The organism is Kocuria gwangalliensis (genome assembly GCF_039544365.1).
GTDB lineage: Bacteria > Actinomycetota > Actinomycetes > Actinomycetales > Micrococcaceae > Kocuria > Kocuria gwangalliensis.
In genome coordinates this window covers 23,294-50,221 of sequence record NZ_BAABLN010000003.1, presented here as the reverse complement: position 1 = coordinate 50,221, position 26,928 = coordinate 23,294, and the positions used below count along the sequence as shown (strand labels likewise).

At 65.2% G+C, this 26,928-nt stretch carries 22 protein-coding genes and 1 pseudogene; 11 read left to right on the top strand and 12 right to left on the bottom strand.

Annotated elements, in window-relative coordinates; translation table 11 throughout:
• Positions 1-3 precede the first annotated feature (3 nt).
• From ABEA06_RS02155 to ABEA06_RS02145, 3 genes are read left to right on the top strand one after another with little or no spacing between them, the layout of a single operon-like run.
• Positions 4-1,464 carry a type I restriction-modification system subunit M gene (locus tag ABEA06_RS02155; protein ID WP_345310407.1) on the top strand — a complete coding sequence of 487 codons (1,461 nt, stop codon included), beginning with the start codon at positions 4-6 and terminating at the stop codon, positions 1,462-1,464.
• Positions 1,461-2,624 carry a restriction endonuclease subunit S gene (locus tag ABEA06_RS02150; RefSeq protein ID WP_345310406.1) on the top strand — a complete coding sequence of 388 codons (1,164 nt, stop codon included), beginning with the start codon at positions 1,461-1,463 and terminating at the stop codon, positions 2,622-2,624. The genes ABEA06_RS02155 and ABEA06_RS02150 overlap by 4 nt, the downstream gene beginning before the upstream one ends.
• Positions 2,624-5,989 (top strand): DEAD/DEAH box helicase family protein, encoded by a 3,366-nt coding sequence (locus ABEA06_RS02145; protein ID WP_345310405.1) that lies wholly within the window; start codon positions 2,624-2,626, stop codon positions 5,987-5,989. Before ABEA06_RS02150 ends, ABEA06_RS02145 begins: the two co-directional genes overlap by 1 nt.
• A 60-nt stretch (positions 5,990-6,049) precedes the next feature.
• Here the strand turns inward: ABEA06_RS02145 and ABEA06_RS02140 are convergent, their stop codons facing one another.
• The 3 genes from ABEA06_RS02140 to ABEA06_RS02130 form a co-directional block, all read right to left on the bottom strand.
• Entirely contained in the window at positions 6,050-6,232 is a 183-nt protein-coding gene (locus ABEA06_RS02140) for a hypothetical protein (protein WP_303383503.1), read from the bottom strand.
• Positions 6,233-6,312: 80 nt separating this feature from the next.
• Positions 6,313-7,926: an ATP-binding cassette domain-containing protein gene (locus tag ABEA06_RS02135; protein WP_345310404.1), complete on the bottom strand. Its 1,614-nt coding sequence runs from the start codon at positions 7,924-7,926 to the stop codon at positions 6,313-6,315.
• 239 nt (positions 7,927-8,165) lie between these two features.
• Positions 8,166-8,810: a TetR/AcrR family transcriptional regulator gene (locus ABEA06_RS02130; RefSeq protein WP_345310403.1), complete on the bottom strand. Its 645-nt coding sequence runs from the start codon at positions 8,808-8,810 to the stop codon at positions 8,166-8,168.
• A 103-nt stretch (positions 8,811-8,913) separates the two neighbouring features.
• Between ABEA06_RS02130 and ABEA06_RS02125 the strand changes: the two genes are divergently transcribed.
• From ABEA06_RS02125 to ABEA06_RS02105, 5 genes are all read left to right on the top strand, one after another.
• Positions 8,914-10,512, top strand: a complete 1,599-nt coding sequence (locus ABEA06_RS02125) for a DUF3533 domain-containing protein (protein WP_345310402.1) — start codon at positions 8,914-8,916, stop codon at positions 10,510-10,512.
• A gap of 76 nt (positions 10,513-10,588) precedes the next feature.
• A complete protein-coding gene (locus ABEA06_RS02120) occupies positions 10,589-11,044 on the top strand; it encodes a DUF4870 domain-containing protein (protein ID WP_345310401.1) in 456 nt (151 codons plus the stop codon).
• 163 nt (positions 11,045-11,207) lie between these two features.
• Positions 11,208-12,776, top strand: a complete 1,569-nt coding sequence (locus tag ABEA06_RS02115; protein ID WP_345310400.1) for a S8 family serine peptidase — start codon at positions 11,208-11,210, stop codon at positions 12,774-12,776.
• Positions 12,777-12,909: 133 nt separating this feature from the next.
• On the top strand, positions 12,910-14,169 hold the full coding sequence (locus ABEA06_RS02110; RefSeq protein ID WP_345310399.1) for an NRAMP family divalent metal transporter: 1,260 nt from the start codon (positions 12,910-12,912) through the stop codon (positions 14,167-14,169).
• A 5-nt stretch (positions 14,170-14,174) separates the two neighbouring features.
• Positions 14,175-14,975 (top strand): putative hydro-lyase, encoded by an 801-nt coding sequence (locus ABEA06_RS02105; protein ID WP_345310398.1) that lies wholly within the window; start codon positions 14,175-14,177, stop codon positions 14,973-14,975.
• A 4-nt stretch (positions 14,976-14,979) separates the two neighbouring features.
• Here ABEA06_RS02105 and ABEA06_RS02100 read toward each other — a convergent pair whose 3' ends face one another.
• The 4 genes from ABEA06_RS02100 to ABEA06_RS02085 are packed head-to-tail and all read right to left on the bottom strand — an operon-like array spanning position 14,980 to position 19,815.
• Positions 14,980-15,687 carry a GntR family transcriptional regulator gene (locus ABEA06_RS02100; RefSeq protein WP_345310397.1) on the bottom strand — a complete coding sequence of 236 codons (708 nt, stop codon included), beginning with the start codon at positions 15,685-15,687 and terminating at the stop codon, positions 14,980-14,982.
• Positions 15,688-15,707: 20 nt separating this feature from the next.
• Positions 15,708-17,444 (bottom strand): acetyl/propionyl/methylcrotonyl-CoA carboxylase subunit alpha, encoded by a 1,737-nt coding sequence (locus tag ABEA06_RS02095; RefSeq protein WP_345310396.1) that lies wholly within the window; start codon positions 17,442-17,444, stop codon positions 15,708-15,710.
• Complete coding sequence (locus ABEA06_RS02090; protein ID WP_345310395.1) at positions 17,441-19,060, bottom strand: 5-oxoprolinase subunit B/C family protein; 1,620 nt, start codon at positions 19,058-19,060, stop codon at positions 17,441-17,443. Before ABEA06_RS02090 ends, ABEA06_RS02095 begins: the two co-directional genes overlap by 4 nt.
• Positions 19,057-19,815: a LamB/YcsF family protein gene (locus ABEA06_RS02085; protein WP_303383379.1), complete on the bottom strand. Its 759-nt coding sequence runs from the start codon at positions 19,813-19,815 to the stop codon at positions 19,057-19,059. Before ABEA06_RS02085 ends, ABEA06_RS02090 begins: the two co-directional genes overlap by 4 nt.
• Before the next feature lie 231 nt (positions 19,816-20,046).
• On the opposite strand from ABEA06_RS02085, the gene ABEA06_RS02080 reads away from it, so the two are divergent.
• From ABEA06_RS02080 to ABEA06_RS02070, 3 genes are read left to right on the top strand one after another with little or no spacing between them, the layout of a single operon-like run.
• Positions 20,047-21,219, top strand: coding sequence for an LLM class flavin-dependent oxidoreductase (locus tag ABEA06_RS02080; protein WP_345310394.1), 1,173 nt, complete (start codon positions 20,047-20,049; stop codon positions 21,217-21,219).
• Between the two features lie 30 nt (positions 21,220-21,249).
• The gene (locus ABEA06_RS02075) at positions 21,250-21,912 is read left to right on the top strand and encodes a CE1759 family FMN reductase (protein ID WP_345310393.1); all 663 of its coding nucleotides are present in this window, start codon (positions 21,250-21,252) and stop codon (positions 21,910-21,912) included.
• On the top strand, positions 21,909-22,400 hold the full coding sequence (locus tag ABEA06_RS02070) for a MarR family winged helix-turn-helix transcriptional regulator (protein WP_345310392.1): 492 nt from the start codon (positions 21,909-21,911) through the stop codon (positions 22,398-22,400). Before ABEA06_RS02075 ends, ABEA06_RS02070 begins: the two co-directional genes overlap by 4 nt.
• A 527-nt stretch (positions 22,401-22,927) precedes the next feature.
• Here ABEA06_RS02070 and ABEA06_RS02065 read toward each other — a convergent pair.
• The 5 genes and pseudogenes from ABEA06_RS02065 to sigK form a co-directional block, all read right to left on the bottom strand.
• Positions 22,928-23,143: pseudogene (locus tag ABEA06_RS02065) on the bottom strand (Fic family protein); the annotation flags it as partial.
• A gap of 428 nt (positions 23,144-23,571) precedes the next feature.
• Positions 23,572-24,366 (bottom strand): hypothetical protein, encoded by a 795-nt coding sequence (locus tag ABEA06_RS02060; protein WP_345310391.1) that lies wholly within the window; start codon positions 24,364-24,366, stop codon positions 23,572-23,574.
• Positions 24,363-25,157, bottom strand: a complete 795-nt coding sequence (locus ABEA06_RS02055) for a ferritin family protein (RefSeq protein WP_345310390.1) — start codon at positions 25,155-25,157, stop codon at positions 24,363-24,365. Before ABEA06_RS02055 ends, ABEA06_RS02060 begins: the two co-directional genes overlap by 4 nt.
• A 133-nt stretch (positions 25,158-25,290) precedes the next feature.
• Positions 25,291-26,139, bottom strand: a complete 849-nt coding sequence (locus tag ABEA06_RS02050; protein ID WP_345310389.1) for an anti-sigma factor — start codon at positions 26,137-26,139, stop codon at positions 25,291-25,293.
• Positions 26,136-26,801, bottom strand: coding sequence for an ECF RNA polymerase sigma factor SigK (gene sigK / locus ABEA06_RS02045; protein ID WP_345310388.1), 666 nt, complete (start codon positions 26,799-26,801; stop codon positions 26,136-26,138). Before sigK ends, ABEA06_RS02050 begins: the two co-directional genes overlap by 4 nt.
• Positions 26,802-26,928 lie beyond the last annotated feature (127 nt).

The window sequence follows — 26,928 nt, the reverse complement described above, 5'->3', positions numbered from 1 at the left end:
ACATTGAAAAGCAAGATTGACCGGGTGTGGGATGCGTTCTGGTCAGGTGGCATCTCCAACCCGCTGGAAGTGATCGAGCAGATCACGTACTTGCTGTTCATCCGTCGCCTCGACGATCTCCACACTCTGGAGGAGAAGAAGGCTCGTTTCAACGGCAGTGGCGAAATCGCTAACCCTCGATTCCTGCCCGGGCAGGAACGTTTACGTTGGAGTCATTTCAAGAATCTGGACCCGGACGAGATGTACCGGGTGGTTAGCACCGAGGTGTTCCCGTTCATCCAGCGCCTGGGGCAACAACCCAACGGTGAAAACTCCACGTATTCGGACCACATGAGGGATGCCCGCTTCACCATCCCCACAGCCTCCTTGCTGAGCAAGGTCGTGGAAATGGTCAACGACATTCCCATGGACAGCCGGGACACCAACGGCGACATCTACGAGTACATGCTCTCCAAGATCGCCTCCGCCGGGACCAACGGCCAGTTCCGCACGCCGCGCCACATCATCCAGCTCATGGTGGACATGCGGGCCCCGCAGCCCGACGACGAGATCTGCGACCCGGCCTGTGGCACCGCGGGGTTCTTGGTCGCGGCCTCGGAGTACGTTCGCGAGCACCACCCCTCGGCGCTCACGGATGCCGAGCAGCGCCGGCATTTCCACCAGAATATGTTCCACGGCTACGACTTCGATTCCACCATGCTGCGCATCGGCAGCATGAACATGTTGCTCCACGGCATCGAAGCGCCTGACATCCGCTACCGTGACTCCCTCTCGGAAGGCGCGTCCGGCGACACTGACAAGTACTCCCTGATCCTCGCCAACCCACCATTCGCTGGCTCGCTCGACTATGAATCCACCGCTAAGGACCTGCAGCGCACGGTCAAGACGAAAAAGACCGAATTGTTGTTTCTTGCGCTGTTTCTCAAGCTGCTCACGCCCGGCGGCCGCGCGGCCGTGATCGTTCCCGACGGCGTTCTATTCGGTTCCTCGACCGCCCACAAGTCTCTGCGACGCACCCTGGTCGAGGATCAAAGGCTCGACGCCGTGGTGAAACTTCCGTCCGGTGTCTTCAAGCCCTATGCCGGGGTCTCCACGGCCATCCTGCTGTTCACCAAGACCAATTCGGGTGGGACTGACAACGTCTGGTTCTACGACGTTCAGGCCGATGGCTTTTCGCTGGACGACAAGCGCAACCCGGTCGAAGCCAACGACCTCCCGGACGTACTGGAGCGGTGGCAGAACCGGAAGACTACCGAGCTAGATCGCGCTCGAACCGAGAAGTCTTTCTGCGTCCCCAAGGCAGACATCGTCGCCCAGGGCTACGACCTCTCGCTCAATCGGTACAAGGAGATCGAGTACGAAGAAGTGGAACACCGATCACCCCTGGAGATCATCGCGGACATCGAACAGCTGGAGCAGGAAATCTCCCAGGGCTTGAGCGAGCTGAAGGGGCTGCTGGCGTGAAAACATACCCCTTGGGCGAAATATGCACGTTCACATCCGGTGGGACTCCATCAAAAAAGAAACCTGATTTCTTTAATGGAGATATACCATGGATAACTGGAGCCGACATACGCACTGACGGCTCAGTAGTCCCTCGTTCTTTTATCACACAATCCGCTGTAAATAACTCGGCGACGAATGTACTGCCTAGCGGCACAATCGCCCTAGTGACACGAACTTCCGTGGGTAAAGTGGGCATATTATCGAAGCCGACAGCTATAAGCCAAGACATAACAGGAATTATTCCCGCGGATGGCCTTGACGCCGGATATCTAGCCCACAAACTCAAGAGCTCCAGCGAGTGGCTTGCGAGCCGGGCGCGCGGTGCAACAATTAAAGGGATCACACGTCGTGTGGTCTCTGAACTCGACGTGCCCCTTCCCTCGCTTGACGAGCAGCGGCGGATCGCGGCGATCCTCGACCAGGCCGACGCAATCCGCGCCAAACGCCAGCAGCAGCTTGAGCATTACGATTCTTTGGTTGAATCCGTCTTTCAGTCAATGTTTTCCCAAGAACGATCTGACGTGACCGTAGGCGAAATTGCCGCGGATGCAAAAGGTAGTATTAGAACAGGCCCCTTCGGTAGCCAGCTACGCCACAGTGAGTTCGTCAACTCTGGTGTCGCCGTCCTTGGTTTAGACAACGTGGTCGGCAATAGTTTTAAGTGGGGCGAACGTAGATATATCGCTAAAGAAAAGTATAAGACATTAAGGCGATACACAGTGCATCCTGGTGATGTTCTCATCAGCATTATGGGAACGGTTGGACGATGCGCTGTGGTCCCGAGAAACTTTCCGCTTGCAATCAACACAAAGCACATCTGCGCAATAACCCCGAATCAAGAAATCATAAATTCTTCATTTCTTCGAGCCGCGTTCTTATGGCATCCCGCCTGCAGGGCGCACCTTCGTCGTCAGACCAAGGGAGCGATCATGGCCGGCCTAAATATGGGAATCATTAAGTCCATGCCCGTGCCACTCCCGGCTCTCGAACGACAGAACGAGTTTGCGAAGGTGTCTTTCACCATCACGACACAGCGGCACCATTTGCAGCGCGCCCTCGACCGCGACAATGAGCTCTTCGCCTCCCTGCAATCCCGGGCGTTCAGGGGTGAGCTGTGATGGGGAACTTCGCGTTCATCAAGACGGAGTGGCCGGAAATCCACCGGGACTGCGCGCAGGCGGAGTCCTACATGGCGTCGGATCCGCGGTCGGCGTGCTTCTACGCGCGCCGGGCGGTCGAACTTCTGGTGCGCCATCTCTACGAGCTCATCCCGCTGCCCGCACCGTACAAGACCGATCTCGCGGCGCTCACCAACGACGCACAGTTCACGGCGACCGTGGGCAGCGGGATCCAGCAGAAGCTGAACCTTCTCCGCCAGGTGGGCAATACGGCGGTGCATGACAGTCGCCCCATCCCGGCCCGCACGGCGGTCGATGTACTCCGGCAGCTCTACGACGTCATCATCTGGGCCGCCTTCAATTACTCCACCCTGCCCGAGTCCGTCCCCACCGGCTCCCAGTTCGATCCGGCCCTGGCCGCGAAGTCTGCGCCTCTCACCCACGACCAGGTGCTGGACCTGGCGCGGAAGTTCAAGGAGCAGGATGAGGCCCTCGCCCGCGAGCGCGCCGCGTCCGAGGCCAGGGAGGCGGCGTACGAGGAAGAGAACGCGCGGCTGCGGGAACAGGTCCGGCAGGCGCAGGCCGCCAAGACCGCCGTGGACACCCATGACTACTCCGAGGCGGAAACCCGGGATCTCTTCATCGACGTCCTGCTCCGCGAGGCCGGGTGGACATTGTCGGAGAAACGCGACCGCGAGTACCCCGTTTCGGGTCTCCCCGGTGGGGGCAGGGGTTTCATTGACTACGTCCTGTGGGGTTCGGACGGCTTACCCCTGGCGGTGGTGGAGGCGAAACGAACGCGCAAGAGCGCCGTCGCCGGCCAAGAACAGGCAAAACAGTACGCGGATGCTCTTGAGCGGGAGACTGATCGGCGCCCCGTCATCTTTTACACCAATGGCTATGAGCACTGGCTGTGGGACGACGCCGCGGGCTACCCGCCGCGCGAGGTCAGGGGGTTCTACACTCGCGACGAGCTGGAGCTACTGATCCAGCGGCGGGCCATGCGCCGTTCGCTGTCGGACTTTCCCGTCAGCTCCGAGATCGCCGGTCGTTTTTATCAGACTCGCGCTATCAGGGCCATCAATGACGTGTTCGACAAGAAGCAGCGCGAGGCCCTGCTGGTCATGGCCACGGGCACAGGTAAGACCCGCACGGTGATCTCCCTGGTCGATCAGCTGTCCAAGGCGGGTTGGGTCAAGCGCGTGTTGTTCCTGGCCGACCGCACGGCCCTGGTCGCGCAGGCGGCGAACGCCTTCAGGGAGCATCTACCTTCCGCTCCGCTGGTCAAACTCACGGAAGACAAATCCGGCGAGGGCCGCGTGTTCTTCTCGACATACCCGACCATGCTGAACCTCATCAACGCGGTGGACGAGGCATCGGGTCGGAAGTTCGGGCCGGGGTTCTTCGATCTCGTGGTGATCGACGAGGCCCACCGTTCCGTCTTTGCCAAGTACCGGGCGATCTTCGAGTACTTCGACTCGCTGCTGGTCGGCTTGACCGCCACACCCAAGGACGAGGTGGACCATAATACGTACCGCCTGTTCAATCTGGAGGACGGCGTGCCCACCGACGCCTACAGCCTGGAGGAGGCGATCAGCCACGTCCCGCCGTACCTGGTTCCCCCCAGGGGCGTGTCCGTGGGGACCAAGTTTCTCCGCCAGGGCATCAAGTACAGCGACCTTTCGTCAGACGAGAAAGATCAGTGGGACGCCCTAGATTGGGGAGAGGATGATACGCCCGACGAAGTCGGAGCACAGGAGCTGAACCGGTTCCTGTTCAACGAGGACACCGCGGACAAAGTCCTCGCAACGCTCATGAGCGAAGCCCATAAGGTCGCGGGCGGAGACCGGCTGGGCAAGACCATCATTTTCGCCAAGAACCAGAAGCACGCGGAGTTCATCGAGAAGCGTTTCAACGCAGGGTGGCCCGAATACGGCGGGCGATTCGCCCGCGTGATCACCCATGAGGTGTCACGAGCGCAGGATCTCATCGACGACTTCTCGATCAAGGACAAGGCCCCGCACATCGCGATCAGTGTGGACATGCTCGACACCGGTATCGACGTGCCCGAGGTCATGAACCTCGTGTTCTTCAAGACGGTGTTCTCCAAGTCCAAGTTCTGGCAGATGATCGGCCGTGGTACTCGGCTGTGCCCCGGCCTCTACGGCCCGGGCCAAGACAAGGAAAACTTCTACGTCTTCGACTTCTGCAGCAACCTCGAGTACTTCCAGCAGGACCTCCCTACCGTGGAAGGTTCCTCCCAGAAGTCACTGTCGCAGCGGATCTTCGAACAGCGCGTGGGCCTGGTCACCGCGCTGGATGAACGCGGCACGGATGCAAAACTACGGGCATCTGCGGCGTGGTCGTTGTTCGAGTACGTCAGCGGCATGAGTGTGGACAATGTGCTGGTGCGGCCACACCGGCGAGCCGTTGAGCGCTTCGCCGACCAGGGCGCCTGGGATCGCTTGGACGCCGACGCCGCCCGGGAGGCCTTCTCGCTCGCAGGCCTTCCCAGCGCGGCGAAGGACCCGGACGAACAGGCCAAGCGGTTCGATCTGCTGATTCTCAAACGCCAGCTCGCGCAACTCGAGGGCGACGCCGCGACGGCCGAGCGGACTCGGGAGGCGGTCCAGGACATAGCCGGAGCACTGCTGAGCAAGCTCACCATTCCGTCCGTGGTGGAGCAGAAGGAACTACTGGAAGCGGTCGCAACAGAGGAATGGTGGGTTGACGTCACCCTGGAGTTATTGGAGCGGGTTCGGCTACGGGTGCGCGGCCTGGTGCAGTTCGTGGAGAGGACCGGGCAGCACCCGGTTTACACGGATTTCGAGGACACCCTGGGGGAGCGGGCGGACGTCGAACTATCCGCCGTCACGCCGGGCACCAACTTCGAACGCTTCCGGGCCAAGGCATCGGCTTATCTGCGCAAACACGAAGACCACGTGGCTCTGCAGAAACTGCGCCGGAACAAGCAGCTCACCGCAGCGGATCTGGAATCGTTGGAAAGGATGCTCGTTGCGGCTGGTGGCGAGGAGCCCGACATTCAACGGGCCTCTGATGAACCGGGTGGGCTGGGCGTGTTCATCCGCTCCCTGGTGGGACTGGACCGAGAGGCCGTGGCGGAGACCTTCCGGCAGTTCCTGGACGGTTCCCGGTACTCCGTGGATCAGATGCGGTTCATTCAGCTGATGGTTGATGAACTTACGTCCAACGGTGTCATGGCCCCGTCCCGACTGTTCGAGTCCCCGTACACCGATCGCGCGCCGCACGGGCCGGACATGGTGTTCTCCGGCCCGGACCTGACCATCATTGTGGACATCCTGCATGACGTGCGGAACCGTGCCGAGGCAACCGGCGTGGCCTAACTTCTCTGAGGGATGTGGGCCGCGGGAGGTTCCGGACGTTGCTGTAGGCAGTGCAGGGACCTACCGGTCTGCCAGACGATCGAGTAGCTCCGCGTATCGCTCACGGGCAGCAGACGAAAGCTGGCTGACCTTGAAACTGCTATCGGTGGCCCCGCCCGCACGAGCGGAGTCCTCTGCGCCGGCGGCATTGGAGGCTCCCTGCGGTAGGTCCTCCGTCGCGTGAGGTTCCAAGTTGTTCGTCATGTCTCAAGGCTGCCAAAGTTCTGCGCCCACGAGTAGATGCTCGAATTGTCACCTGGATGGGGCACGCTGAGGACGCGGATTCAATCCAGCTCCAACTCCGCCGTCACCCCGATCCGGGCAATGAAGCTGTCATCATGACTGACCACCAGCAGCGCACCCTCGAACGCGGTGAGCGCATCCACCAGCTGATCCACCGATCGCAGGTCCAGGTTGTTCGTGGGCTCGTCCAGGATGAGCAGCCCGGGTGCGGGCTCCGATGTCAGGACTCGCGCGAGCTCGAAGCGAAGTAATTCGCCTCCGGATAATTCGCCCATGCGCTTGTCAGCCTGTGCGCCGCGGAACAGAAATCGCGCCAGCGTCTCACGGCACGCGTGGTCGGTTGCGGAGGGGTTGCCGCGTCGTAAGTTCTCCACCACCGTGAGATTCGGGCGAGCCACGGTCAGCCGTTGCGGCATGTAGCCAACGGCGGGCAGCCGGTAGCGCACCGCCCACGGATTGGTGCCGGCTACTCCCTCCACGGCGGCGCGCGCCTCAGACGGCCATCTCACCACCCGTTCGAGCAGCGTGGTTTTTCCCGAACCGTTCCGCCCGGCAAGCCGCACCCGTTCAGGACCGGCCATATCGAACCTCTCGGTCTCACCGCCCGGGAGCAAACGTTCCAGCTCGAGCACTGTGGTGCCATTGGCCACGGCGGTCCGGGGGAGTTGGCTGCGGATGTGTCGGTCAGTGCGAACGGCATCTCGGGCCGCCGAGACCGCATCCGTGGCCGTTTTCTCCCGGTCTGCCAGAACGCCGCGCAACTTGCCCGCCTGAACCTGCGCGGATCTCTCGTCGTTTCCCATGGCCATGCCGGGTTTGCGCTTGTCGCGCTTGAACTTTTCGCCCCGGGTCGCCCGGTGGCTCAGCTTGGTTTCCGCCTCGATGCGCTCACGCTTCTGCTTCTTGGCCTCGGCCTCCGCCCGGGAGACGTCGCGCAGCGCCGCCTCCTGCTGGGTGGTCAGGTACGCCTCGTACTCGCTGTACGTTCCGCCGAACTCGGTGAGCTGCCCGTCCCGCAGTTCCACGATCTGGTCCACGAGCTCCAGCAGTTGCCGGTCGTGGCTGACGATCAACAGCGATGCCTTCCAGCCCCGCACGGTCGCGAACAAATCCTCGCGCGCGGCGGCGTCCAAATTATTGGTGGGCTCATCCAGCACGGTCAGTTGCGCTCGCCGCAGCACCGCCCCGGCCAGCGCCGCCCGCACGATCTCGCCGCCGGACAGCTCCGCAACCCGCCGCTGCACATCGGTGGGCAGCCCGCGGGCGGCCAGTTCCGCCCGCGCGCGTTCTTCGATGTCCCAGTCAGCACCGACGACGTCGTACTCCGCCTCAGCCACACTGCCCGCCTCGATTGCGCGGAGACTCGTCAGGATGTGGTCGATGCCCAGCAGCTGGGCCACGGTGGATTCGGAGTGCGCGGTGATGTCCTGCGGGACATCCGCCATGCTGGCCTCACGGTGCAACGACCCCGAGGTGGGTTCGAGCTGCCCCGCGAGGACACGCAGCAGCGTGGATTTACCGCTCCCGTTGTCTCCGATCAGGCCGGTGACTCCCCGCGGAATGGAACCCGAGAGGCCGGTGAAGCACTCGGTGCCGTCGGGCCAGGTGACGGTGAGATCGGAGAAGGTGATGAGTGTCTGTTGTGGATGGGGCATGAGGATCTCCTGACATACACAGAGGATGATCCGCTGCCGCGCCATGACTGGCCCCACGGCGATCGCCCACACAGGGGGCGTCGACAAGTGAAGTGGCCAGAGCGGCGTCGTCAATGAACGAACGAAGGCGTGAAGAAGCGCGTGCAGCGGCGGGCTCAGAGAGAACCGGCAAGCTTCACGGCGCACACCTTTCGTGGACAACAAGACCCCGGTAGCGTAACCCCGGGCCGGCGAGATATCTAGGGTTCCGACCGGCGGGCGGGGCGGGTGAACGCGAGCCACATGGTCGGAATGACTTTCTGGTCGGTGATGTCACCCACGGCCATGCGGTCCGTGAGCTGACCGCTGTAGCTGGTGAGCATGAGCCGGGTCATGTCCGCGGCGGGGATCGTGAACTCCAAGTGCTGGCTCTCTGCCACGCGACCCAGGGCCGTCTCGACGGCGCCGTAGAGCTTGTTGCGCAGCGGACGGACGACGTCGCGGACCTCGGAGGATCGGAAAGCCGCGAGGAACAGTTCCAGGCGTACGGCCTGAACATTCATGTTGGATGTCTGGTCCGTGACGCCTTCGATGATGCGGGTGACGATCTCCTGGGTGTCCGCGTCCGAATCGAGCCACTGTTCCAGCCCCGAGTCGAGTCGGTCGATCAGGCTGTCCACCAGGTCCTCGAAGACCGCCACCGCCAGGTCCAGTTTGGTCGCGAAATTGGAGTAGAAGGCCCCGCGGGTGAATCCGGCGGCGGCACACAGCTCGCCGATGGGTGCGCCATCGATCCCCTTCTCGGCGAAAACCCCCGCCGACGCCGCCACGAGTCTCCTGCGCGTGGCCGTCCGGGACCGCTTCTGCGCATCCTCCTCGGCCGTGTGTGATGTCTGCTCGGTCACTTTCGCTCACTCCCCCTCTTGCTCGCTCGATACATCAGTGTATCGTGAAGGCGAAAACTCGATACAGCAATGTATCCAACACCTTTTCGGGGGCACAATGGCAATGACCACTCAGAGGGCGCGGAATTCCTCCCACCAAGCCGCGGGCAAGGCGCGCGGGCCGTTCTACTCGCCGATCTTCTGGGCGCTTCCGGCGGTGGTCGTGATGGTCCTCGCGGTTCTCGGAACGGCACTGTATCTGGGCGGCCTGTCCAATCCGGCGGGTCACCTCAAGGATTTTCCGGTGGCCATCGTGAACCAGGACCGCGGGGCGGACGTGCCCAGCGACGGCGGCGGCACCGAGCAGCAGAACTACGGTCAGCGCATCGAGGACGAGTTCGCAACCGAAGCGGGCCAGGACGAGCGCCTGGACCTGCGACAGTTGACCTGGGACGAGGCTCGCGAGCAACTGGAGCGCGGCGAGCTGTTCGCGGTGGTGGTCATCCCCGAGTCCTTCTCGGAGGACACAGTGAGCATGGTCAAAGGGTCACTGACGCAGGAGTCCGCCGCGCAGCCGGAAATCACCCTCTACACAGACCCGCAGGCGGGTTCACTCGGCACGAGGGTTGCCACGGAGGTGGTGCAACCCGGCCTTGATGAGGCGAGCTCCGGGATGGGTGAGTCCCTGGTGAAGTCCGCGGAGTCCGCGCAGCAGCAGGCCTACGACCAGGTGCTCTCGGAGCTCGAGTCGCAGCAGGATCAGCAGTCGGAACAGCTGCAGCGCTCGGCGGCTCGGGGCGGTCCGGCCGTGCAGCAGTTCGCGCAGCAGGTTCAACAGGCTCAGGCCGACACGCCCCAGCAGGTGGCGGATCAGCTGGCACCCAAGGTCAGCTCCGTGTCCACCGATCTCCTGCGGGATCCACTGAACGTGGTCACCCAGCCGTACCAAGAACTCGAAGAGGGCACGGCGCTGGGCATGGGGGCCTTCTACTACGCGATCATTCTGTTGGTCATCGGTCTCTCCGGCTCCATTGCGGTCAACGTGCTGATGGATGCCCGCGCGGGCATGGCCCCGTTGGAAATGGGACCATCATTCCGGGACCTGCCCCGCGTGAGTTTGCCTCGGTGGCTGACTTTCCTGATCAAGTGGGGCCTCTTCACGGTGGCGGCCGCCCCCACCTCCGCCTTGATGCTGTGGGTTGCTTCGGGCGTGGGCATGCCGGTGCCGCACGGGGTGGCCTTGTTCTTTGCGGGGTGGCTGTCGCTGTCGGCGGTCTCGGCCGTGGTGCTCGCCCTCATCACGCTGGGCGGTTCAGCGGGCATGCTGTTGTCAATGATCTACCTGGTGTTCATGGGATTGCCGTCCGCGGGCGCGGTGGTTCCGCTGCAGGCCGTGCCGGACTTCTTCCGGGTGATTGCTCCGCTCGAACCGCTTCATCACATCTACATGATGGTGCGCTCCATCCTGTACTTCGATGCTCACGCGGATGCCGGGCTGCAGTCCGGGGTGATCGGGGTTTCGTTGATCCTCGTCATTGCCGTTCTGGTGGCGCTCGCCGGCGGCTGGGTGTACGACCGGAAGTTCGGCAGGCGCGGCTCCCGCGGCCCGGGTAAACATGCTGCGCACCGGGTGCAGTCCCCGGCCACGGATGCGGCGGCGGTAGTGACCGGAGGTCAGCCTGCGGTGAAGAGTGGGGAAAACCCCAATGCAGTGCTGAGTTGACGACCCTAGGCTGGGGGGAGGACGAAAAAATCCCGCCCCTCCACCGCCGGTGGATCACAACCTTGACGGAGATGCCATGAGTTACGAACCGCAGCAACCCCGCCCGGACTACCGCTCCGGCGGTGCCGGCGGCTACGACACCTACGACAGCCACCGCCGGGCCGGTTCCAGTGGTCCCCAGAACGATGAAAAAACCGTGGCCATCCTGACGCACCTGTCCGGGCCCCTTGCCGCGATCATCTCGGTGGGTTGGCTGGGCTTCCTGGGCCCGCTGATCGTGTGGTTCATTTACAAGGACAAGAGCCCGTTCCTGCGAGCGGCCTCCGCCGGTGCCTTCAACTTCAATGTGACCCTGTGGATCATCAACGTGATCGGTTGGATCTGCATCGTCACGGTCATCCTGTTCCCGGTGGGGCTCATCCTGATCGCCGCCTACTGGGTCCTGCTCCTGGTTTGCCACATCATGGCGGCCGTGCGCGCCAACAACGGCGAGGTCTACCGCTACCCCATGCAGCTGCCCATCCTGCGCTGAGGTCGGCTGCGGCGTTACGGGCCCTGCCGCACGTAGGTGGGAGACAAAATCGACGGCCGTTATTTTCCACCCGTGGTGACAAGGGTGTACGCGCGTGGGAAGCTGATGTCCAGCAAATCTCCCGAGCTCGTGCGCGGCACCATCGAAGGCGAAAGAGGATGTCATGATCGACAACGGTTCCACTGACAATTTCCGGATCGGACAGCCCGGCGGGAACCTATCGGGGATGGGACGGTCCGAGACCACCGGGCGTCATGTGGTGGTCTTCGCCGAGACGGAGGACGCGCCGCAGCAACTGCTGCGGGACGCGGGGTTGAACCGGGTGGTCGATTCCCGTGATCTTGGGGAAGGCATGGACGTCTCCGCCGCCGGCGGGGCCGATGCCATCGTCTTCCACAATCTGAACATCGCGGTGGTCAGTGCCGAGGTGGGCCAGCTGGCGGCGCTGCAGACCTCCACCGCGCGTGCGGGGGCCGTGCTGTCGGTCTCACCCGAACTGATCCACCACGTGCTCGCGCCGACCTTGCCGGAGGAACTCACGGCGGCCTACCGGCTGGTCGTGGGGGACCTGTCGCAACACATGCAACTTGGGGACGCCCCGGAGCCGCCGCCCGCCGCCCCGCCGTACTTTCGGGACACGGACGAGTACACGTGGGGCCTGCAGGCCGTGCGGGCGATCTCCTCCCCGTACTCAGGCAAGGGCGTGAAAGTTGCGGTGCTGGACACCGGCTTCGACCTGGAGCACCCGGACTTCGCCGGGCGCTCCGTCACGGTTCAGTCCTTCATCGAGGGCGAGGACCCGCAGGACGGGCACGGGCACGGCACCCACTGCATCGGCACCTCGTGCGGGCCGCGCACCCCCGGCATGGGGCGGCGCTACGGGATCGCCTACGAGGCCGAGATCTACGCGGGCAAGGTGCTCAGCAACGAGGGCTCGGGAAGCGACGCCCAGGTGCTGGCCGGGATGAGCTGGGCCATCGACCAGGGATGCGCGGTGATCTCCATGTCGCTGGGTGCGGACGTCGCCGAGATCCATCCGCCGTACACGGCTGCGGGTCGCCGCGCCCTGGACCAGGGCAGCCTGATCGTCGCCGCCGCCGGCAACAACGCCGACCGGGTGAACGGGAACTTCGGGTTCGTCGGATCACCGGCCAACAGTTCTTACATCATGGCGGTCGGGGCCCTGACCCAGCAGCTGGACGTCGCGTTCTTCTCCGCCCGGACCCTGGACGTCAACGGCGGGCAGGTGGATGTGGCCGGTCCCGGCTTCCAGGTCTACTCCTCCTGGCCCATGCCCCAGCGCTACAACACCATCAGCGGCACCAGCATGGCCACGCCGCACGCGGCGGGGGTCGCGGCGTTGCTCGCGGAGAAGACCGGGTACCGCGGGCGGGAGCTGTGGTCGGAGATCGTCCAGAACGCCCGTCGCTTGCTCGCGCCCTCCGTCGACGTCGGCGCCGGTCTGGTCATCGCGCCGCAAAAAAAACGGGGACATGCCATGAAGAACATCACCGTGACCGTGGACGACTCTTACCTGGCCGCCATGGGAGACGTGGTCGAGCAGCTGCGAGCCCACGGGATGCGAGTGGACCAGGTGCTGTACTCGGTGGGCATCATCACCGGGCGCGCCCCCGATCAGGAGTGCTCCACGCTGGGCGCCGTGAAGGGGGTGGGATCCGTGGACGAACAGCAGCGGTTCCGGGTCCCCCACCCCGACTCCGAGATCCAGTAGGCGTGAGCTGCGAGACAGCCCGTTTCATCCCCATATTGTTGAACAATCCCTTGTGGAGATTGTTGAACAACCTGTAGTCTTCCGGCATTACGTCAATCTGTGACCCCAGTCACCCGACACATCGGATGAAGACATGCCGACAGAAGCACCCCGGCCGGCGCAACCTGCCCAGCCCTCCCAGCCCGGAACCGAACCGGTCAAAGCGAATTCCGGGGGGCACCGTACCGCGCTGCTCGGTGCCATGTTCCTCATGGCCACCAGCGCGATCGGCCCCGGATTCATCACCCAGACCACCGTGTTCACGGTTCAACTCGGGGCGGCCTTCGCGTTTGCGATTTTGGTGTCCATTCTGGTGGACATTGCCGTGCAGCTGAACGTGTGGCGAGTGATCGGCGTCTCGGGCCGGCGCGCGCAGGAACTGGGCAGTCAGGTGCTGCCCGGCGCAGGTATTGTGCTGGCGGCCCTCGTGTTCGTCGGCGGAGCCGTGTTCAACATTGGCAACATTGCCGGAACCGGGCTCGGCCTCAACGCGATGCTCGGGCTGGACCCCAAGATTGGCGGCGCCATCTCCGCGGCCATTGCGATTCTCATCTTCCTGTCCAAACGAGCCGGCATGGCACTTGATCGGATTGTGGTGTTGCTGGGCGCCATCATGATCTTGCTGATTCTCTACGTGGCGATCGTGGCCGCCCCTCCGGTGGGCCTGGCGCTGAAGAACACCGTGCTCCCCGAGGAAATCGATTTTCTGGTGATCACCACTTTGATCGGCGGCACCGTGGGCGGCTACATCACGTATTCGGGTGCCCACCGCATGATCGACTCGGGCGTGAGCGGTGTGGAGAACGTCAAGCAAATCAGCCGCACCTCCGTGCTGGGCATCCTGGTCACGTGCATCATGCGCGTGCTGTTGTTCCTCGCCATTTTCGGCGTGGTGGCCGGCGGTGTGGCGCTGACCAGTGACAACATGGCCGCCGAAGCGTTCGGGGCCGCCGCCGGCGAGATCGGCGTGCGGATCTTCGGCGTGGTGCTGTGGGCCGCGGCCCTGACGTCCGTGATCGGCGCGGCCTTCACGTCCATCTCCTTCGTGACCACGTCCTCCGGCAGTCCACGCACCCGAAACTTGTTGACCGTCGCCTTCATTTTCGTGTGCACCGTTGCCTACCTCTTACTCGGTCAGGCTCCGCAGACCCTGTTGATCTTCGCGGGGGCGTTCAACGGCCTGATCCTCCCGTTCGGTTTCGCCATCCTGCTGTGGGTCGCCTGGCGCCGCCGGGATCTGTTGCACGGGTACGTGTATCCCACGTGGCTCCTGGTCATTGGTGTGCTCGCGTGGCTGCTCACCCTGTTCCTCGGCTGGAACTCCCTGGCCGGGCTCACCAAGTTGTGGAGTTGAGGGACATGACCATCACGGACCACGCAGACCTGGCACGTCTTACACCCCGGGAGGCCCGGGAACGTTTCCGCCGTGGCCTGCTGCGTCCCACGTCCGGAATCTCCGCCGGATACGCGCAGGCCAACCTCATCATCGTTCCGCGTGAACTTGCTTTCGACGTGCTCTTGTTCGCCCAACGCAACGCCAAACCGTGCCCCGTCCTCGGGGTGTTGGACGCGGGGGAGACCACCGGCGAGCTGCTCAAGGACGGTGACATCCGCACGGACCTCCCGCAGTACGTGGTCTACGAGAACGGCCGCGACATCGCCCGCCCCACGGACATCACCGAGTACTGGCGTGACGACCTGGTCACCTTCATGGTCGGCTGTTCCTTCACGTTCGAGGACGCCCTGCTGAACAACGGCATCCGCATGGCCCATAACGACCAGGGCGTGAACGTTCCCATGTACCGCACCAACCGGCGCTGCGAACCGGCGGGGTCTCTCTCCGGCCCGCTCGTGGTCTCGATGCGTCCGGTTCCCGCGTCGCAGGTGGCCGACGCCGTTCGCGTCACCTCCCGCTATCCCGCCGTCCACGGCGCTCCCGTGCACGTGGGCAACCCCGAGGAGCTGGGCATTAAAGACGTTAACCAGCCGGATTTCGGCGACCCCGTCCGGATCGAGCCGGGTCACATCCCGGTGTTCTGGGCGTGCGGCGTGACACCGCAGGCCGCCGTGATGGAATCCCGGCCGCAGTACGCGATTTCTCACGCACCGGGACACATGCTCATCACGGACGCCAAGGACTCCGACTACCAGGTGCCCTGAACCGCTATTCCACGTGGTCCAACAACTGTGCTTCCGCGAAACTCAGATACTCCCGCAGTGATTCGGCAGCCCGTTCGCGTTCACCGGCCTCCAGCAGCCGCAGCAGCTCGGCGTTGCGGTCCACGTAGTCCCCGTGGAAACCGGGGTCCGTGGACATCGAGTGGAACATGAGCCGCATGCGCGCCAGCAACCGGTCCATGGTTGTGACCAGGGTGTCCGAACCGGTCAGATCCATGAGCCCGCGGTGGAAACGCTGATTGGCGTCAGCCATGCCCGTAATGTCCCCGGCCGCACGAGCAGCCCGAGCCGCCTCGATCACAGACCACAACCCCGTGAGCACCTGCTCCGAACAGGAGCCCCACAACACCGCCCCCGGCTCGATGATCCGCCGCGCGTTGTAGATCTCCCGCACATCGCCGGCAGTCGGGCGTGCGACGAAGACCCCGCGATTGGGCACGCGATCAACCAGCGACTCCTCCGCCAGCATTGTGAACGCCTCGCGCAGCGTGTTCCGCGAAACGCCCAGTTCCTGGGCAATGACGTGTTCCGACAGCTTGGTCCCGGGGGCCAAATGCCCCCCGGAAATGCGCTCGCGCAGCCGGCCTGCCGCGAGTGCGCGCGCCTGCGCGCGATGCGCAGCGAGCGGCGTCGGCGGGCCGTGGACAGGGGCAACCGGTGCCGAGGGGGGTTCGAGTGCGAAGTTACTGGTCACCGGCCCATCCTCTCACCGCGCTAGGCGATCTCGCCCAGCGCCTGCCCCTTGCGGACGGCATCGCCCTCGTTCGGCTCGCCACGAGTCAATGTTCCGGAGCGATGCGCGCGCACGGGAGTCTCCATCTTCATGGCCTCGAGCACGAGCACGGTGTCGCCCTCGCTAATGTTCGCGCCGTCCTCCGCCGCCCACTTCACGACCGTCCCGTCCATGGGCGCGGCCAGCGTGGTGTCCGAGGCTCCATGTGCGGTCGACGCCGCAGCCTCACCGCCCGCGCCGGCCCCGCCGCCGTGCAGCAGCGCCTCCACCAAGGCGGTGGGGAGTCCGAGCTGCACGGCCTTACCGTCGAGATCCACGGTCAGGGTGGTGCGCTCGGCGGCGCCGGAGGTCACGTACGGGGACGCCTCCAGCTGCTGCGTGAACGCATCCTCGATCCACGTGGTGTACACGCCCAGCTCATCGGGAGAGGTGAAATCGGGGTGCTCCACCACCGCGCGGTGGAACGGTGCCACCGTGGGCAATCCCTTGATGCTCAGCTCCGCCAGGGCAGCCCGGGAGCGCCGCAGTGCCTGCTGCCGGTCCTGACCCCACACAATGAGTTTGGCCAGCATCGAGTCGTACTGGGGCGGCACCACGGAGCCGGAACGGACACCGGTGTCCACCCGGATTCCCGCGCCGGTGGGAGTCTGGAAGACCTCCACCGTCCCGGGCGTCGGCAAGAATCCCAGTGCCGGATCCTCCGCGTTGAGCCGGAATTCAAAGGCGTGCCCGCGCGGTGCGGGGTCCTCGGTGATGCTCAGGGCCTGCCCGTCGGCCACGCGGAACTGCTCGCGCACGAGGTCCACCCCGGTAGTCTCCTCGGTCACGGGGTGTTCCACTTGCAAGCGCGTGTTGACCTCCAGGAACGAGATCAGCCCGTCCGGAGCCACCAGGTACTCGACCGTGCCCGCGCTCGTGTAGCCGGCCTCGCGACAGATGTCCCGGGCCGATTCGTGAATGGTCCTCCGCTGCTCATCGCTCAAGAACGGCGCCGGAGCCTCTTCCACGAGCTTCTGGTTGCGCCGCTGCAGCGAGCAGTCGCGGGTGCCCACCACGGTCACGTTGCCGTGGGTGTCCGCAACGACCTGGGCCTCCACATGGCGCGGCTTGTCGAGGAAGCGCTCCACAAAGCATTCACCCCGTCCGAACGCGGACGTCGCTTCGCGCACCGCTGCGTCGAACGCTGACTCGACCTCGTCCAGGGTGCGGGCAATGCGCATGCCGCGGCCGCCGCCACCGAACGCCGCCTTGATGGCAATGGGCAAACCGTGCTCCTCCGCGAAGGCGCGGGCCTCGGCGGCGTCGGCCACGGGACCGTCCGTGCCCGGGACCAGGGGAGCTCCGGCGCGTACCGCGATCTCGCGGGCGGTGACCTTGTTGCCCAGGACGCGGATGACGTCCGGGTCGGGACCGATCCACGTGAGCCCGGCGTCCATCACGGCCTGCGCGAACTCCGCGTTCTCGGACAGGAAGCCGTAGCCGGGATGCACGGCGTCGGCGCCGGCGCGGGAGGCGATCCCGATCAGTTTCTCGATGTTCAGGTAGGTGTCCGCGGAGGCGGACCCCTCCAGGGCATACGCCTCATCGGCCGTGCGCACGTGGAACGAGTCGGCGTCCGGGTCCGAGTACACGGCCACGGACGTGAGCCCAGCGTCCGCGCAGGCTCGGGCCACGCGCACGGCGATCTCCCCGCGGTTGGCGATCAAAACCTTCTTCATGAGTTCTCTCCTGATTGCGGGGTGCCGTGCGGTTCCACAGCGCGGAAGACCACGGTGGCACCGGGTGGTAGTTGTGCGGCCAGGGCCAGGTCCTCCGGGACTACCACGGCGATCACCGGGTAGCCGCCGGTCACGGGGTGGTCCGCCAGGAACAGCACCGGAACCCCCGAGTGGGGTACCTGCAGCGATCCCGTGACCACGCCTTCGCTGGCCAGCTCACCGGTGATGGCGCGTTCCAGGGTCTGCCCGTCCTCGGGCGTCTCGAAGCGCACGCCCACGCGGTTGGACTGGCTGCTGACCCGCCACTGCTGACGGGTGAGGGTCTCGAGCGCGGCCGGGGTGAACCAGTCGCCGCGGGGTCCGGTGGTCACGCGCAGCACGGTGGGTCGGCCCGGTTCGGGCAGGGTGACCGCCGGGGCCTCGGGGCGTCCCACCGGGCGCGATGCCGCGGAGCGCACCTCGATCACGCTTCCTGCGGTCAGCGCTTCCGGGCCGATCCGCGCGAGCACGTCCGTGGAGCGGCTGCCCAGCACCGTGGGCCCGCCAAAACCACCGCGCACCGCGAGGTAGGTTCGCAGGCCGGTGTGCGGGGTGCCCAGGGTGAGGGTCTCGCCGTCGTAGAGGGCAAAGGGAATGTCCCGGGGGAGCGGGTTCTCGCCCTGCTGACCGCTGACCGTGGCGTCCACGGGGGCGCCGGACAGCGCCAGCACGTGGTGGCCGCGCGCGGTTACCGACAGGCCACCCAGCAGTGACTCAATGACCGTGGCACCGGACTCGTTGCCCACCATGCGGTTGGCCTGCGCTGCGGACACGTGATCCGCCGCGCCGGACGCAGGCACACCCAGGTCTCCGAGGCCTGGGCGGCCCAGGTCCTCCAACATGGACTGCATCCCGGGGTCCTTGACCACGAGAGCCTGCGCGGGTTCCACGGAGCCCTCGGCGGGTGCCGCCGGGGCCACCGCCACCTGCTCGCGCACCGCGCGGTAGCGCACGGTGTCCCCGGGGCGGATGAGCGCGGGTTCGTCCCGGCCCAGGTCCCAGAGTGTGGCATTGGTGCGGCCGATCAACTGCCAACCGCCCGGTGAACGCTGCGGGTACACGGCGGAAAACCGCCCCGCCAGCGCCACGGATCCGGCGGGCACCGCGGTGCGCGGGGAATCCCTGCGCGGCACCTCGAGCGGATCCCCGGGGGCCACGAGATACGCGAACCCCGGCGCGAAACCGCCGAACGCGGCCGTCCATTCCGCACCCGTGTGCGCCTCGATCACGCCGCGATCGCCGAGCCCGGTCAGCTCGCCCACATCGACCAGGTCCTCGCCGTCGTACACCACGTCGATCTCCACGGTCTTACCGGTCGCCGCGTCGGTATCGCCCAGGCGAGCGGTGACGACGTCGCTCGCGGCCTTGTGTGCGGCCGCGGGTGACGAGAAGGTCAACAGCACCGTCTCCGCTGCGGCAAGGACGTCCAGCTGACTGGAATACGGATGTGCACTGAGATGGGCGTGCCAGCGCATGACGTGTTCGAGGGACGCGCACTCGATCAAGAAGGCCCGCGTCCCCGCCCAGCGGAGGGAGACCGTCGACGGCGCAGCACCGGTGGGCGGATCCTGGCTCATACGAACGACCGGATCTGCACGCCGGCGCGCTCCAGGCCCGCGCGAACCTCCGCGGCCATTGCGGCGGAGCCGGGGGTGTCACCGTGCACGCAAATGCTCTCGGCCCGGATCCGAACGGTGGAACCGTCCACGGCGCTCAAGGTGCCGTCCTCGGCCAGGCGGATCATGCGTTCGGTGACCTCCGCCGGGTCGTGCAGGACGGCGCCTTCTTCGCGGCGGGAGACCAGCGTGCCCTCGGGTGTGTACCCGCGATCCGCGAACGCCTCGGCCACCCCGCGCAGTCCTGCCCGCTCCGCCTTCCGAAGTGCTACGGACCCGGGTAGGAGCAACAGCGGAAGATCGCCGCCGAAGGCCTTGACCGCGTCCACCACGGCCTGTGCATGGACCTCGTGGTGAACAATCGTGTTGTAGAGCGCGCCGTGCGGTTTCACATACTTGATCTCGGTGCCGGCCGAACGGGCCATTGCCTGGAGGGCACCCATTTGATACAGCACGTCATCCGCAAGTTCCTGCGGGGAGCAGTCCATGAAGCGACGACCGAATCCGGCCAGGTCCCGGTAGGCCACGTGCGCTCCCACAGTGACACCTGCGGCCACGGCGTCCCGGCACGTCTGCGCCATCACGCCCGGGTCTCCCGCGTGGAACCCGCACGCCACGTTGGCGGAGGACACGGAACGGAAGATGGCGGCGTCGTCCCCCATGCTCCAGTTGCCGAACGATTCGCCCACGTCGCTGTTCATATCGATGACCGTCATGCGTGACCTCCGTCTCATTGGTGAGTTCAAGAATGCCCCACCGACGGAGATTGTTCAACAATTACCACCGGTCAGTCCGATTCCACCACGTTCGGAACCACCTCCGAAACTTTCCATGGAATAAATCTCGGGCCGGAGGCATTATGTAAGTAGTTCAAATTTGAAATATCAACGGAGCGGGGCCGCGGGACGACCGCAGCGGCGTCGTCATCCACGACACAGGAGGCAGTCATGCAACTCGGCATCTTCACCATCGGTGACGTCACCGTGGACCCCACCACTGGCAAGGCCCCCAGCGAGCACGAGCGCATCAAGGCGACCGTGGCGATCGCCAAGAAAGCGGAAGAACTGGGCATGGACGTGTTCGCGACCGGCCAGCACCACAACCCGCCGTTCGTCGCGCCGGCCAACCCGCCCATTCTCATGGCGCACGTGGCCGCGCAGACCAAGAACATCCAGCTGTCCACCGCCACCACGTTGATCACCACCACGGACCCGGTGCGGATTGCCGAGGACTACTCGTACGTGCAGCACCTGGCCGACGGCCGCGTGGACCTGACCATGGGCCGCGGCAACACCGGCCCCGTGTACCCCTGGTTCGGCAAGGACATCCGGCAGGGCATCCCGCTGGCCGTGGAGAACTATCAACTGCTTTACCGACTGTGGCACGAGGAGAACGTGGACTTCTCCGGCCGTTTCCGCACTCCGTTGCAGGGCTTCACCGCGACCCCGCGCCCACTGGATGACGTGCCCCCGTTCGTGTGGCACGGCTCCATCCGCTCCCCAGAAATTCCGGAGCAGGCCGCGTTCTACGGCGATGGTTTCTTCCACAACAACATCTTCTGGAACAAGGAGCACACCGAGCGCATGGTGGACTTCTACCGCCAGCGCTACGAGTACTACGGTCACGGTTCCTACGACCAGGCGATCGTGGGTCTGGGTGGGCAGGTGTTCATGCGCAAGAACTCACAGGACGCCAAGCGTGAGTTCCGCCCCTACTTCGACAACGCACCGGTCTACGGCCACGGCCCGTCCTTGGAGGACTTCACGTCCCAGACCCCGCTGACCGTGGGCTCACCGCAGGAGGTCATTGAGCGGACCCTGTCCTTCCGTGACTACGCCGGCGACTACCAGCGTCAGCTGTTCCTCATGGACCACGCCGGCCTGCCCCTGAAGACCGTGCTCGAGCAACTGGACCTGCTGGGCGAAGAAGTCTTCCCGGTGCTGCGCAAGGAATTCGACGCGCTGCGCCCGGCGCACGTGCCCGAGGCACCGACCCACGAGTCCCTGGTGGCCCGCCATCAGGCCGGCAAGGACCCGATCCCCGGCGGCGGCCCGGATTCCCCGGCGGCCCAGGAGCGCGCGAAGCAGGCGGAAGCCACTCAGCGCGAGCACTCCAAGTAATTCCACACAGTAAGTAGAAAGAAGGACACCATGACTGATCGTTTGACCCTCGCGGTGGTGACCGCTGGGCTATCGGAAGACTCCACGACCACCCGCCTGGGTGAGGCGATCGCGAAGGCCGCGAGCGGGACCGTTGAACACGCCGGACAGCACGTCGAGATCAAGGTCATTCCGCTGCGCGATCTGGCGCACGGGCTGACCGACATGATGATCACGCACGTGGCCTCCCCGGCCGTGCAGGACGCGATCGACACAGTGCTCAACGCGGACGGCTTGGTTGCGGCCTCGCCCACGTACAAGGCGTCCTACTCCGGGTTGTTCAAACAGTTCTTCGACGTGATCGACGAATCCGCCCTCGAGAACCTACCCACCGTGGTCGCTGCCACGGGCGGGTCGCCGCGTCACTCGCTGGTGCTCGACACCGCCCTGCGCCCGCTGCTGAGCTACCTCAAGGCGCTCGTGTTGCCGCTGGGCATTTACGCGGCCTCCGAGGACTGGGGGCACGAGGACCTGCAGCGGCGCATCGACCGCGTGGGTGCCTCGCTCGCGGCCGTCGTTCTGGCGGGTTCGCCGGGTGGCGCGCCCCGTTCGCTCGACGACGACGCCGCCGGCCCCGGGCTGCGCCGCGAGGTCAAGGACGAGTTCAGCAACGTCCCCGATTTCGCGAGCCTGTTGGCCTCGGTGGGATCATGAGCGAGACGGTGACCTGCGCGTCCGAGCCGTCAGGGCCGGCGATGGGTGCAGGCGATGCGTCGCAGCAGGAATGGGATGCGTGGCAGCTCTACTTCGAAACCACTGCCCGGCTCACGGCGCGGATCGAGGAGCGGCTCAAGGCCAACGGTTGCTCACTCATGGACTACCAACTGCTGCTGCTGTTGTACAACGACCCGGACCACCGGATGCGCATGGGGGAGCTGGCTCAGCGGCTGGTGTTCTCACCGTCCCGGTTGAGCTACCAGATCGGCGTGCTGGGCAAGCGCGGTTGGGTGGAGCGCCGTCGTGTGGAGTGCGACGGCCGCGGCTGGGAGGCGGTGCTCACCGCCCACGGTGTGCGCGCCTTCCGGGAACTGCGCCCCGCCCACGCGCGCGACGTCCAAGAACTGTTCTTCTCCGCCCTCCACGACGACGACGCCGCCCGCCTGGCCGACCTGATGCGTCGGGTGAGCGGGTTGCTGGGGTAGTCGTCTCGCTCGCTCGTGGTGTGCCTGCCGCGGCGAGGTCCGCGCGCCATGGGATGCCGCCTTACTGTGTAGTAGCAACTCCTACTGTGCAGTAAGGCGGCATCACATGGTTCCGGGGGTCGGGAGCCGAAGTTTCTGCGGCCGGCGCGCTCCGCGAAGTCGTCCAGAGCCTTGACGACAGCTGGGACCACCCAAACTTTTTGGCCTCGTACCTTGATGGACCGCTCTTCTTGTAACAACCCGGTTTCGGTGAGGGAGTCCAGGACCTGCCCGTGGAAGGAGCGGACATCGTTGATCAACTGATCTGCGTTAGCAAGCGACCCCAGAACGACATTGGAGAAACACTCCACGATGGACGCGGGGTTTCCAGCGCGGTAGTCATGCAATGCATCGATGTAATCGTCGATGTCGTGCAGCAATCCCGATGAAATGGGAATGTTGACGTTTTGAACCGTCCCGCGCGCGCGGAGCAGTGATGACACGACGGCACGCCCGGTCCGCCCGTTGCCATCGGTGAAGGGGTGGATGGTCTCGAACTGGGCGTGGGCGATGGCCGCCTGGACGGTGGGAGCCAAGTCGCGGCGGTGCAGGAAGTGGATCAGGTCGGCAATGGCTGCGGGAACACGGTGATGCTCAGGTGCCACATAGGCAGCTGTGACCGGGGATTCCCCGCCGATCCACACCCATTCCTTGCGGTATTCACTCGCGTCGTCTTGGACACCTTCCGTCAACACTCGGTGCATGGTGAGAATGGCCGCCGAATCCACATGAGAAGCGGCGTCAAGGGCAGCCCGCATTGCAAATACGTTGCGGGCCACCAACTCCGCGTTTTCGCCGATGTGCGCCCCGCAAGGATGTTGCGAGGGAGATCCGGGGGACAACTGCTGCCGCAAAATTCCCGGTGTTCCGAATCCGTGCGCGATGAGATGCCATGGGGGCACGGTGGTCCCAGCGGTGGGTTTCGTGGCCGGTCGGGGGCCAGCGCACAGCTGACATGGGACTCCTCAGTGAGACTTCTTGACTCTCTTGTCTCAATAAGAGTCTGTTGCAAGAGGGGCGGCATCCCACGGAGAACCACCTTTGCGCGGCCCAACCGCACTGGTCGTCCGGGTGAGCCATCTGGTGAGGCCTTACTGCAGGGTAGGGCGGCCTACCGTGCAGTAAGGCGGCATCAGTTGGCGTCGGGGGCCAGATGCCCGAGTGCCGTTCGCACCGGGCGGGCGCCGGTCAGGCCGGGAAACATGGCCACGGTGCGGTCGAGCTCCGCCACGGCACCGCGGGGACCGGGGTCGGCAAAGAAACCGGCAACTGCGGCACGGGCCGGTGCCGGGCCGGCGTAGCGGGTGCCGGGGAAACGCCATCGGCGCACCGCAACGCGGGCGATGCGGCGCGCCGCGGCGGCGTCGGCCAGGCGGTTGTGGGCCTCCGGAGCGTAGAAAGCCATGTGCCGGTCCTTCAAACGGCCGACCGTGCACATGAGATCTTCCAGAGCGGGCTCCATGCGGCCCAGCCGCCGGTAGACCGTTGCCACCACGGCGGTGTCCAACCACTCGGTGACCATGTGCGCCCCGGTGATGTCCGCGTTCAGGAGATTGGTGCCGATAGCGGCCACGGTGGGCCGGTACCGGTCGTCCCAGGCCCGCCGGATCCGTCCCAGCTGTGTGTCGTCGGGTTCCTGAAGAGGTCGGACGTTGGTGCTCAGGAGTGCCTGCAGGGTTGCCCCCAGCCAGTGTTGTTCGTGCGCCCAGGTGGAAAGGAAGGCGGTCACCCTGGATTCGGCGTGTGTGGGTGTGCCCAGCAGGTCCCGCATCCGGTCCAACGCGTTGCTCTCCACCGTCCACAGGTAGCTGAGCGTCTCCAGCGTCGGTTCCGACAACGAGCTCATTGTTCCCATGTCCAGGTCTGCGGGATACAAGACGTAGGGGTCGCGCATGTACGCGCGTACGTCGAAGGCGGGAACGCTCATGCGGGCACTCCCCGGGAATCCAGGGCCTCGGCCACCAGGTTCAGCCCCGCCATGCCGGGCAACTTGGCGATATGACGGTCTATGGCGAGGATCTCCTTGCGGCCCTCGGGGCCGGAGAACAGGTGCCGTAGCACGTGGTCGACCTCGGCCTCGGGGGAGACCCCGGAGCCGACCGGTTGCCATGCGGTGCGCAGAGCGAGGCGGGCCAGTTTCTGGGCGCGTGGGTTGTCCTGCAACCGGGCGCGGGCCTGGGTGGTGTAGAAGGCGATGTGCTTGGCCTCCTGGGACGCGATCCGACGCAACAGGTCGCCGAGTACGGGGCTGTCCTCGAGCGCAGCCAGGCGCTTGTAAGCTGCGGCGGTGGAACGTTCGTTGATGGAGCCCCACAACATGTGCACCGCCACGAAATCAATGCCCACAATGTTGGACAACAGTGACTGCTTGACGGGGCTGAGCCGATCCCGCCACCCGAGTTTCATCCGCTTGGCCTTGAGCTGGTCATAGGTCACAGTGATCCCGTGCAGGCTCAGTACGTGGGCCAGGGCTTCCCCGTGCCAGATCTCTTCCCAGTTCCAGGTGGTCATGAACGTGCCGACCTCCGGATCCTTGCGTGAGGGGCTCACGAGCATGTCGCGCAGGTAGCACACGGTGTGGAACTCGATCTCGCACATGTAACGCAAGGTGCGCAGGGTGTCGGGCGGCAGGGGGTGACCGCGGAAGACCTCGTAGTCCAGATCCTCCCAGGTGACCGGTGTGGCGGCTTGGGTGTACCGATCGATATCGAATGCCATTGTGTCTCTCCCTGATTCCCGCGCCGTACTCGACGTTGCCTTCAGGAGGGCGGGGGCGCCGAGCGGTGCGGTGGTGGTTGCTGTTGTTTCACCACATGTTCGGAGTCCATGGCGCGCCGGATGGGTCGCGGCGTCAGATTTCGGTGCTGGCCACCAGTGGCAGGGTGGGAGTGGTGGAACCGCCGGCGGGTTCAATGGTCATGGCCACGGCGTCCGCATCGGCCACGTCGCCGGTCAGCCAGGTGCGAAGTTGACCGCCGGAGAAGTGTGCGTCGGGAACCGGCGTATCGCCGTCCATCAACCACATTTGGTACTCGCTGTTCTCCCCGGGGTCGGGCAGGTCGTCGGAGACGAACATGGCAGTGTTTTGCTCCCGGGACACAAACAGGGTGCCTGCCTGGCCACCCACATCCATGCTTCGGGTGGTGACGTCCGAGGCTGCCAGCAGCCGGTTCTCCCGGTCCTGCTCCTGAGCCACGATTTGTTCCTGGTGTCGCTGCTCCGCCTGCACCCCGAGACCCCACCCGCCCGCGAGCACCCCCGGTACGAGAGCGGTGGACACGGCGGCGACGAGCACGCGACGATAACGACGTCGTAGCGCGTCCAACGACACGTGCGAGCCCCTGTCGGAGCGGGCACGGTCTCCCAACGAGCCCTTGGCGGGTTCACGCTCGGCATCCCCGGCAGCAGGCTGGGCCGTGGCCGTAGCGGTGTCGGGGCGTGCCGGCAAGGGGAAGGTGCCGTGAATGGCATTCAGGACGCTGGTGCGCAGGGCGGGCGGAGGCTCCAACGCCACCGCGGCTGCCAGCTGGGCCGTGGTTTCGGCATAGCTGGCGACCTCCGCCCGGCACGGTGGGCAGCCGGCCAAATGGGACTCGAAGGCCGCCCGTTCGGCGGGCTCCAAGGCGTCCACGGCGTACAGGGAGGACAAGTTGTGGAGATCGCCGGGAACGAGACCGGGCTCTGGGATGTCGTGGTTCATTGCTGCGCCCCCAGTGTGGCACCGAGCCTCTTCAAACCATCTCTGATCCTGGCCTTGGCCGTGCCCAAGGGGATCTCCAGCCGCTGGGCCACCTCCTGGTACGTGTATCCGTCGTAATACGCCAAGGTGATGGCCTCGCGCTGCAGCGGCGTCAGGTCTCCCAAACCCGTCCGAACGTCACGCGTGTCCATGGCCTGTTCGACCTCCTGCCAGGTCGCATCCATCGGTGCCCCCACCCTCCGATTCTCATAAACTTGTTCTCTGCCCCGTTCCTGCACCACTTGCCGGATCCGATCCACGGCGCGGCGGTGGGCCAGAGTGGACAGCCAGGCGACCACAGAGCCGCGGCTCGGATCGAAGCGGGCGGCTTGCTGCCAGGCCATCAGATAGACCTCTTGGACGACCTCTGCGGCTAGCTCCGGTGAACGAGTCAGCCGTCTTGTCAGTCCGTAAACCCTGGACGCGGTGGCGTCGTAGAGCGCCGCGAAGGCGGCTTCGTCTCCGCGAGCGCTGCGGAGCAGCAGTTCCGTGAGATCGCCCGCCCTGTCCTCACCGGATTCTACGTGTGCCCGTGAGGATGCGCGCTGTTGGGGGGCGGGCCGGTCCGCGGAGCCGGGAAGAGGATCACGGGGGGTTCCCCGGCCGGAGCCGGGCTCAAACATGCTTTCCCACTGGTCATCCCTTCGACACGAGTATTTCTCACGGGGGCGGTCGATGCTGTTCCAATGTGAATACTGCCATACGCCGCAGATATGGGGGCGCCACTGACACATGTCCCCGAAGGGCACC

Coding starts and splice junctions, on each gene's coding strand:
- ABEA06_RS02145 (WP_345310405.1), top strand. CDS start 2,624: ATGGGGAACTTCGCGTTCATCAAGACGGAGTGGCCGGAAATCCACCGG.
- ABEA06_RS02085 (WP_303383379.1), bottom strand. CDS start 19,815: ATGACGGTCATCGATATGAACAGCGACGTGGGCGAATCGTTCGGCAAC.
- ABEA06_RS02050 (WP_345310389.1), bottom strand. CDS start 26,139: ATGAACCACGACATCCCAGAGCCCGGTCTCGTTCCCGGCGATCTCCAC.
- ABEA06_RS02095 (WP_345310396.1), bottom strand. CDS start 17,444: ATGAAGAAGGTTTTGATCGCCAACCGCGGGGAGATCGCCGTGCGCGTG.
- ABEA06_RS02090 (WP_345310395.1), bottom strand. CDS start 19,060: ATGAGCCAGGATCCGCCCACCGGTGCTGCGCCGTCGACGGTCTCCCTC.
- ABEA06_RS02105 (WP_345310398.1), top strand. CDS start 14,175: ATGACCATCACGGACCACGCAGACCTGGCACGTCTTACACCCCGGGAG.
- ABEA06_RS02070 (WP_345310392.1), top strand. CDS start 21,909: ATGAGCGAGACGGTGACCTGCGCGTCCGAGCCGTCAGGGCCGGCGATG.
- ABEA06_RS02140 (WP_303383503.1), bottom strand. CDS start 6,232: ATGACGAACAACTTGGAACCTCACGCGACGGAGGACCTACCGCAGGGA.
- ABEA06_RS02080 (WP_345310394.1), top strand. CDS start 20,047: ATGCAACTCGGCATCTTCACCATCGGTGACGTCACCGTGGACCCCACC.
- sigK (WP_345310388.1), bottom strand. CDS start 26,801: ATGTTTGAGCCCGGCTCCGGCCGGGGAACCCCCCGTGATCCTCTTCCC.
- ABEA06_RS02060 (WP_345310391.1), bottom strand. CDS start 24,366: ATGAGCGTTCCCGCCTTCGACGTACGCGCGTACATGCGCGACCCCTAC.
- ABEA06_RS02115 (WP_345310400.1), top strand. CDS start 11,208: ATGATCGACAACGGTTCCACTGACAATTTCCGGATCGGACAGCCCGGC.
- ABEA06_RS02125 (WP_345310402.1), top strand. CDS start 8,914: ATGACCACTCAGAGGGCGCGGAATTCCTCCCACCAAGCCGCGGGCAAG.
- ABEA06_RS02135 (WP_345310404.1), bottom strand. CDS start 7,926: ATGCCCCATCCACAACAGACACTCATCACCTTCTCCGATCTCACCGTC.
- ABEA06_RS02120 (WP_345310401.1), top strand. CDS start 10,589: ATGAGTTACGAACCGCAGCAACCCCGCCCGGACTACCGCTCCGGCGGT.
- ABEA06_RS02110 (WP_345310399.1), top strand. CDS start 12,910: ATGCCGACAGAAGCACCCCGGCCGGCGCAACCTGCCCAGCCCTCCCAG.
- ABEA06_RS02075 (WP_345310393.1), top strand. CDS start 21,250: ATGACTGATCGTTTGACCCTCGCGGTGGTGACCGCTGGGCTATCGGAA.
- ABEA06_RS02055 (WP_345310390.1), bottom strand. CDS start 25,157: ATGGCATTCGATATCGATCGGTACACCCAAGCCGCCACACCGGTCACC.